This window comes from Microbacterium sp., assembly GCF_035687345.1.
Taxonomy (GTDB): domain Bacteria; phylum Actinomycetota; class Actinomycetes; order Actinomycetales; family Microbacteriaceae; genus Microbacterium.
The window spans coordinates 1-7,162 of sequence record NZ_DASRXZ010000078.1; the positions used below are offsets into that span (position 1 = coordinate 1).

Annotated in this window: 9 protein-coding genes; all 9 read left to right on the top strand. The window is 72.5% G+C overall.

Annotation, left to right across the window (positions count from 1 at the left end):
* Positions 1-63: 63 nt before the first annotated feature.
* Complete coding sequence (locus VFF97_RS09080; protein WP_325033175.1) at positions 64-906, top strand: ABC transporter ATP-binding protein; 843 nt, start codon at positions 64-66, stop codon at positions 904-906.
* Between the two features lie 48 nt (positions 907-954).
* Entirely contained in the window at positions 955-2,451 is a 1,497-nt protein-coding gene (locus VFF97_RS09085; protein WP_414684244.1) for a protoporphyrinogen/coproporphyrinogen oxidase, read from the top strand.
* Positions 2,452-2,571: 120 nt separating this feature from the next.
* A complete protein-coding gene (locus VFF97_RS09090) occupies positions 2,572-2,991 on the top strand; it encodes a hypothetical protein (protein WP_325033177.1) in 420 nt (139 codons plus the stop codon).
* Between the two features lies 1 nt (position 2,992).
* Entirely contained in the window at positions 2,993-3,394 is a 402-nt protein-coding gene (locus VFF97_RS09095) for a phage holin family protein (RefSeq protein ID WP_325033178.1), read from the top strand.
* A complete protein-coding gene (locus tag VFF97_RS09100; RefSeq protein WP_325033179.1) occupies positions 3,384-3,668 on the top strand; it encodes a hypothetical protein in 285 nt (94 codons plus the stop codon). The genes VFF97_RS09095 and VFF97_RS09100 overlap by 11 nt, the downstream gene beginning before the upstream one ends.
* A 190-nt stretch (positions 3,669-3,858) precedes the next feature.
* Positions 3,859-4,689, top strand: a complete 831-nt coding sequence (locus tag VFF97_RS09105; protein ID WP_325033180.1) for a uroporphyrinogen-III synthase — start codon at positions 3,859-3,861, stop codon at positions 4,687-4,689.
* A gap of 40 nt (positions 4,690-4,729) precedes the next feature.
* Positions 4,730-5,722, top strand: a complete 993-nt coding sequence (cofD, locus tag VFF97_RS09110) for a 2-phospho-L-lactate transferase (protein ID WP_325033181.1) — start codon at positions 4,730-4,732, stop codon at positions 5,720-5,722.
* 1 nt (position 5,723) lies between these two features.
* Positions 5,724-6,467, top strand: coding sequence for a sulfite exporter TauE/SafE family protein (locus tag VFF97_RS09115; protein ID WP_325033182.1), 744 nt, complete (start codon positions 5,724-5,726; stop codon positions 6,465-6,467).
* An 86-nt stretch (positions 6,468-6,553) separates the two neighbouring features.
* Positions 6,554-7,162, top strand: a 609-nt coding sequence (locus VFF97_RS09120; protein WP_325033183.1) for a hypothetical protein, incomplete at its 3' end; no start/stop codon positions are given.

The window sequence follows — 7,162 nt, forward strand, 5'->3', positions numbered from 1 at the left end:
GGCGGCTCAGGGGCCGGGGGCGGGCCAGGGACCGGAGGGCGCAGAGCAAGAGGAGGACCACGCATGACCGTCGCGCTGCGCGCCGAGAAGCTCAACCGCGTGTTCACGTCGAGCGCGGGCGACGTGCACGCGTGCGTCGACATCGACCTCGAGGTGAACGAGGGCGAGCTCGTCGTCGTGCGCGGGTCGTCCGGCGCGGGAAAGACGACGCTGCTCAACCTGCTCGGCGGTCTCGACAGGCCCACGTCGGGCCGCGTGTGGATCGGCGACGTCGAGGCCACGGCGCTCGGCGAGGACGATCTCGCGGATCTGCGCCGCGAGAAGCTCGGGTTCGTGTTCCAGTCGTTCGGCCTCATCCCCGTGCTGTCGGCGGCCGAGAACGTCGAGCTACCGCTTCGCATCGCCCGCACCGACCCCGCCGAGCGCGAGGAGCGCGTGGCCGAGGCACTGCGTCTCGTGAACCTCGCCGACCAGGCTCCCCAGCGCCCCGCGGAGCTTTCCGGCGGACAGCAGCAACGCGTCGGCATCGCCCGTGCGATCGTGTCGCGCCCGCGCGTGCTCATCGCCGACGAGCCGACCGGGCAGCTCGACTCGCGCACCGCGACCACCGTCATGGACCTCATCGGCGAGCTCGTCCACACGCGCGGCATCGCCGCCGTCGTCTCGACGCACGACCCCCTGCTCGTGCGTCGCGCCGACCGCGTGATCGAGCTGCACGACGGGCGCGTGACGTCGGTGTCGTCGGGAAGTGTCGCCGAGGCCGACGTCGCGGCGATCGAGGAGATCACGGATGCCGCACCCGCTGTCCCGTCGGCTGCGCCGTCATCGGAGGCGTCGGCCGACGAGGCGTCCGAATCGGCGCCCCTCACGCGCGCCGAGGCGCGCGCCCGCCGCAAGCGCCGCTGACCCGCCGGCGGGCCACCGACGTCCCCGGCGGATGCGAGGATGGAGGGCGTGTTCGGCGCCTCCAACGACCTCGCGTCACACGTTCAGCACGCGCGCGTCGCCGTGATCGGCGGCGGGATCGCGGGCCTCGTCGCGGCACTCGAGTGCGCGAAGGTGGGCTCGCGCGTGACGGTGTTCGAGGCATCCGATTGCCTCGGCGGCACGATCGCGTCGGCCCGGATCGCGGGCGCCGACGTCGACCTCACCGCCGAGGGGTTCCCCGAGTCGGCGACGGCCGTCCGTGCGCTCGCCGACGAGCTCGGGCTGGGCGATGTGGTCGTGTCCACGCGCGTCGGCGACACGTGGATCGCGGGGCTGCCCTCGGGCGCTGCTCCGCTGCCGCGCGAGACGCTCGTCGGCATCCCGCAGAATCCGTGGGACGAGTCGGTGCGTCGCATCATCGGGTGGTCCGGCGCGTGGCGCGCGTACGTCGACCGGTTGCGCCCGCCGCTCACGATCGGCCGTGAGCGCAGCCTCGGGCGGCTCGTGCGCTCGCGCATGGGCGATCGCGTCCTCGACCGGATGGTCGCGCCGCTGTCGCTCGGGGTCTACGGCATCCACCCCGACGAGGTCGATGTCGACGCCGCGGCTCCCGGGCTGAGCGCAGCCCTGACGCGCACGGCATCACTGGGCGCCGCCGTCGCCGATCTTCGCGTCGGGATGCCGTCCGACCCCGCGCTGCTCAGCATCCGCGGCGGCGTCGCGAGTCTCGTCACGGCGCTGGAGGAGCGGCTCGCGAACCTCGAGGCGGACCTTCGCACGGGGGAGCGCGCCGCCTCGATCACGGCGGATCGCGGGCGGTGGCGCGTCGCGTCGGAGGCGGCCGGCGGTGCCGAACCCGGGCGCGACCGCGGGCCCGAGATCTTCGACGCCGTGATCGTCGCCACACCCGAGGCCGAGTCCCGGCGCCTGCTCGCACCCGTCGTGCCGCGGCTGGGGTCCGGAGCGGCCGAGTCCACGCCGCTCGAACTCGTGACGCTCGTCCTCGAGTCGCCCGAGCTCGACGCCGCCACCCCCGGCGACGCCGAGCGCACCGGGTCGCGCGCCGCGGCGTTCACCGTCTACCCCGTCCCCGGCACGCACCGCGCAACAGGACTTCTCGCGCTGTCGCGCCGTCACCCCGAGCTCGCCGAGGCGACGGGTGGGCACGTGCTGCGGGTGAGCTTCGGCACGCGTGGCGCACGCCCCGCGACTGAGGGCCTCGACGACGCCGAGGCGTTCGCGCTCGCGGTCGCCGAGGCATCCGCCCTTCTCGGGATCGACGCCGGGCGCGTGCGCCTCCTCGGCGCGAACCGGTGGCGCGCGGAGCTCCCGCGGCCCGCCTCCGCGATCGGGCGCGCCGAGGTCAACGCCGCGGCACGGCACGCCGTCGCGGGCGTCGCGGGACTCGGCGTCGCCGGCGCATGGCTGTCGGGGCCGGGGCTCGCGCAGGTCGTGCTCGACGCGCGCGAGGAGGCGGATCGCGTGCGGCGGACCATCCTGTGGGGGGACGCGGCGATCGGATGACGGGCGGGCGGCGCATCCGTGAACCCTCTTGCACCGCCTTGTCAAGGGAGGATGCCCGAAACGGAATACGGGACTAACCTTGGGTGGCATCGGACACGCGAACGAGCGTCAGGAGACCTCATGAGGGGCAAAGTAGGACTCGTCATCGGACTCGCAGCGGGGTACGTGCTCGGCACGCGCGCCGGCCGCGAGCGCTACGAGCAGATCAAGGCTCAGGCTCAGAAGGTGTGGAACCTCGACCCGGTCCAGCAACAGGTCGAGAAGGTCAAGGACTTCGCGAAGTCGAGCGCGATGGCCCTCCCCAGCACGCTGTGGGACACAGCCGTCAAGGTCGGCAAGGCCGCATCGACGAAGGGCTCGCCCGGGGAGCGCCTCGACGCGGCGCTCAAGGTCGGGCAGGACCAGGCCGACGACGTCGGCGCCGCGGCGAAGAAGACGTCCCGCGCCGTGAAGGAAGCGGCGGAGGATGTGGCGGAAGACGTGAAGGACGCGGTCGACGAAGCCAAGAAGGCCCGCCGCAGCGCCACCGACGGGAAGTGACATGAGCGAGCCGCGACGCTTTCGCGACCGCGCCGACGACAGCCTGCTGACGCTGCTCGGCGAGGTGCCCGAGCTTGTGCGCAACCTCGTCGTGGCCGAGGTGGACGCCGCGAAGAAGTGGGTCGCGAAGACCGCGAAGGACGGCGGGTGGGGCGCGCTGTGGATGATCGCCGCGCTCTTCGTGCTGTTCTGGTCGATCCCCGCGTTCGGAGCATTCCTCATCGCAGGGCTCTCGTCGTGGTGGCCGGTGTGGGCGTCGGCCCTGTTCGTCTTCGGTCTCGCGCTCGTGGTCGCCATCGTGCTGGCGCTGCTCGGCATCCTTCGCTTCCGTCGGCTCGCGAAGCGCGAGACGCCGGTTCAATCGATCGCCCAGGACGTGAGAGAGGTGCGCGATGAGCTCTGACATCACCCGAACCTCCGCCATCCCCCGGACGGCGGTCGAGCTCGGCATCGACGATCCCGTGGAGCGCGCGCGGGCCGAGCTGAAGGCCGCGCTCGCCGCGATCGAGGAGAAGGCGAACGTGCCGAGGCGCGTCGGCAAGGCGGTGGATCGCACCATCGCGAAGGCGCGTGCGTTCCAGAGTCGCAACCCCGGACTGACGATGGCGGCCATCGTCGCCGGGGCGGTCGCAGTGGGGGCGATCGTGTGGGCCGGCGTGCGCGCGTACACCCGCTGAGGCCCTTCATGCCGGGCTCGCGCCCGGCGAGACCGCGCGCCGCGCGGGGTATGCTCGAAGGCAGGCAGTGCGATGGTGCGATGCTGCCGATGCGCGAATCCGCAGATCCGAGGCGGATTCGCACGCGCGTCGGCTGCTCGACGTTTGGGGCGGCTGGCGAAGTTCCACGACAGCGCCCGGATGACGAGATATGAACGCAGCAGTCCGACCGACGCCCGACAAGCCCCTCACCGGCTGGCGCGTCCTTGTGCCCCGCGGGGGCCCGTGGGGCGACGGCGTCGCGGCGACCCTGCGCCGCCAGGGAGCCATCCCCGTCATCGCGCCGCTCATCAACTTCGCGCCGACGGACGACATCGAGACGCTCGAGAAGGCGCTCGCCGACCTCGCTGCCGGCGCGTTCGACTGGGTGACGATCACGAGCGCGACCACGGTCGACGTCCTCTACGCGTACCGCGCCACGATCCCCGCGAAGACCAAGGTCGCGGCCGTCGGTGAGACGACGGCGGCCGCGCTCCAGTCGATGGGCTACCGCGTCGACCTCGTCCCCGAGCGCGACAACTCCGCCGCGGGCATGGCCGAGCAGATGATCGCCCTCGAGCCCGAGCCGCGCGACATCCTCACGCTGCGCAGCGAGATCGCCAAGCCGATGCTGACGCGGATGCTGCAGCAGGCCGGCCACCGCGTTCGCAGCGTCGTCGCCTACCGCACCGTCGGCGTACCCGTCACCGAGCGCATCGCGCAGGACGTGCGCAGCGGCCGCATCAACGCAATCCTCGTGACGAGCGGTTCGGTCGCCGAGCAGGTGCACGCGCAGTTCCCCGACGTGCCGAGCACGACGATCATCGCCGCCATCGGGCCCCGCACCGCGAAGGACGCCCGCAAGGCCGGCCTCGCGGTCGACGTCGTCGCCGAGACGCAGACCGTCGACGCGCTCATCGAGGCGGTCGCGCAGTTCCCCTTGCCGCACGCCGCCGACGAGTTCGCGCCGCCGACCGGCATGATCCGGCCAATCGAGCAGTAGCGCCGCCGGCGGCGCGTTCGACCGCCGATAGCCTGTGGGGATGCATGACTCCCCCCGCGTCGTCGTGCTCGCCGGCGGTGTCGGCGGGTCGAAGTTCACCCTCGGAGTGAGGAGCGCGCTGCGCGAACGCGGCATCGACGACACCGCCCGCGTGCTCACCGTCGTCGTCAACACGGGTGACGACCTGTGGCTCTCGGGCGTGCGGCTCCAGCCCGACGTCGACTCCGTCACGTATGCACTCGCGGGGGTGAACGACACGCAGCGCGGATGGGGTCGGGCGGGCGACACCGAGCGCGTCAACCACGAGCTGCGCGAGTGGGGTGCGGGCTGGCCGTGGTTCACGCTCGGCGACCTCGACCTCGGCACGCACCTCGCGCGCACGGGCTGGCTGCGCGAAGGGCTCACCCCGACGCAGGTGATCGAGCGGATGTCGCGCCGCTGGCCCCTCGGAGCGCGGCTGCTGCCGATGACCGACGCCGAGGTCGACACGATCGTCACGGTGCGCGACGGCGACGGCATCCGGTCGCTCCACTTCCAGGAGTGGTGGACGCGCCACCGCGCGACGCTCGAGCCGGTCGGCTTCGAGAACCCCGGCATCGAGCGGGCGGAACCGGCGCCGGGCGTCGTCGACGCGATCACGGATGCCGACATCGTGCTGCTCGCACCGTCGAATCCCGTCGTGTCGATCGGACCGATCCTGTCGGTGCCGGGCGTGCGCGACGCCCTGCGAGCGACGAGCGCCCCCGTGGTGGGCGTGTCACCCATCATCGGCGGCCGCGTCGTGCGCGGCATGGCCGACGTGTGCCTCACCGCGATCGGCGTCGAGACGTCGGCGGCCGCGGTCGCCGCGCACTTCGGGGCTCGCGCGGAGGGCGGGCTGCTCGACGCGTGGCTCATCGCCGAGGAGGACGCCCACCTCGCGGCGGACGTCGAGCGGCGCGGCATCCGTCCCGTCGTCCGGCCCTTGTGGATGACGGATGCCGCGGCCTCCACCGCGCTCGCGGCAACGGCCCTCGACGCCGGGCACGGCTGACGTGCCCGACCTGTCGGCGCTCGCGTGGGCGCTGCTCGCGGTCACCGCCGCGTCCATCGGCATCTCGAAGACCGCGATCCCCGGGACGAACACCGTCGCGGTCGCGGTCTTCGCGGCGGTGCTGCCGGCACGCCAGTCGACGGGCACGATCCTGCTCCTGCTGATCCTCGCGGACGTCTTCGCGATGATCGCGTACCGCCGGCACGCGAACTGGAAGGCGCTCCTCGGCCTCGCGCCCGCCGTCGTGGTGGGACTGCTGCTGGGCTTCGGGTTCCTCGCGATCGCGGACGACACGTGGGTGCGGCGCGTGATCGGCGTGCTGCTGCTCCTGGTGATCGCGATCACCCTGTTGCGGCGGCGCATGGGACGACAGATCGCAGAGGGCGGGACGCACCGCGTCGCCGCCGCCGTGTACGGCACCCTCGGCGGCTTCACGACGATGGTCGCGAACGCGGCCGGGCCGGTCATGTCGATGTACTTCCTCGCGTCGCGGTTCCCGGTGAAGGAGTTCCTCGGCACGACCGCATGGTTCTTCGCGATCGTCAACGTCGCGAAGCTCCCGTTCTCGATCGGGCTGGGGCTCATCACGGTGCCGGGACTGCTGCTCGACCTCGTGCTCGCCCCCGCCGTGATCGCGGGCGCGCTGTTCGGCCGCTGGATCGCGGACCGCATCGACCAGCAGCTGTTCGAGCGTCTGGTGGTCCTGTTGACGATCGTGGGTGCGGTGTACCTCCTGGTCGCGTAGCGGGTCGGCTGACTTCACATCACGGTTCCACAACCGTTCCCGCATCCGCCTCGTCCCCGTCGATACGATCCGAGCGGAGGTGCGGGATGGCGTGGGTCGCTTCGGTGGTGGTGTCTCTCGCCCTCGCCGTCTCAGGTGCGACGGTCGGCGATGACGTGCCCGACGGCGTCCTCGAGGTCATGGACTGCGCGGTCGGCGACGACGGCACGATGCTCGGCCAGGTGTGCGGGGGCGGAACCTTGAGCGAGCCGCACGCCGTGCACATGTGGAGCAATGATTTCCTCGCCGACGAGGACGGTGCCGCGGTCGAAGAGGCGCACGAATGGATCGCGGTGCGGCTCGACGCCGACGGCGTCGTGCAGGGCACCGCGCTGGCATGGGAGCCGACCGAGGCTGAGTACGAGCTCGCCGGGTACGACAACGACGTCGAACTCGGTGAGCTCGTGCTCATGTTCGCCGCGGGTGCGCCGCCCGACGCGCAGCTCGTCCACGACGCCCCGAGCGGCGCGTGGTACATGCTCGCGGACGACACGGTGACTCCGCTCAACGACTGGGCGTCGCAGATCGTGCCCGAGGCCACCCCCCTCGGCGACGCACGCGCGGTCATCGCCGAGGAGCACCGCCGCAGCGTGGAGGCGTGCCGCGGAGTCGACGGATGCGCCGGCGGCGGGGGCGGCGACGACGCCGCTGTCGTG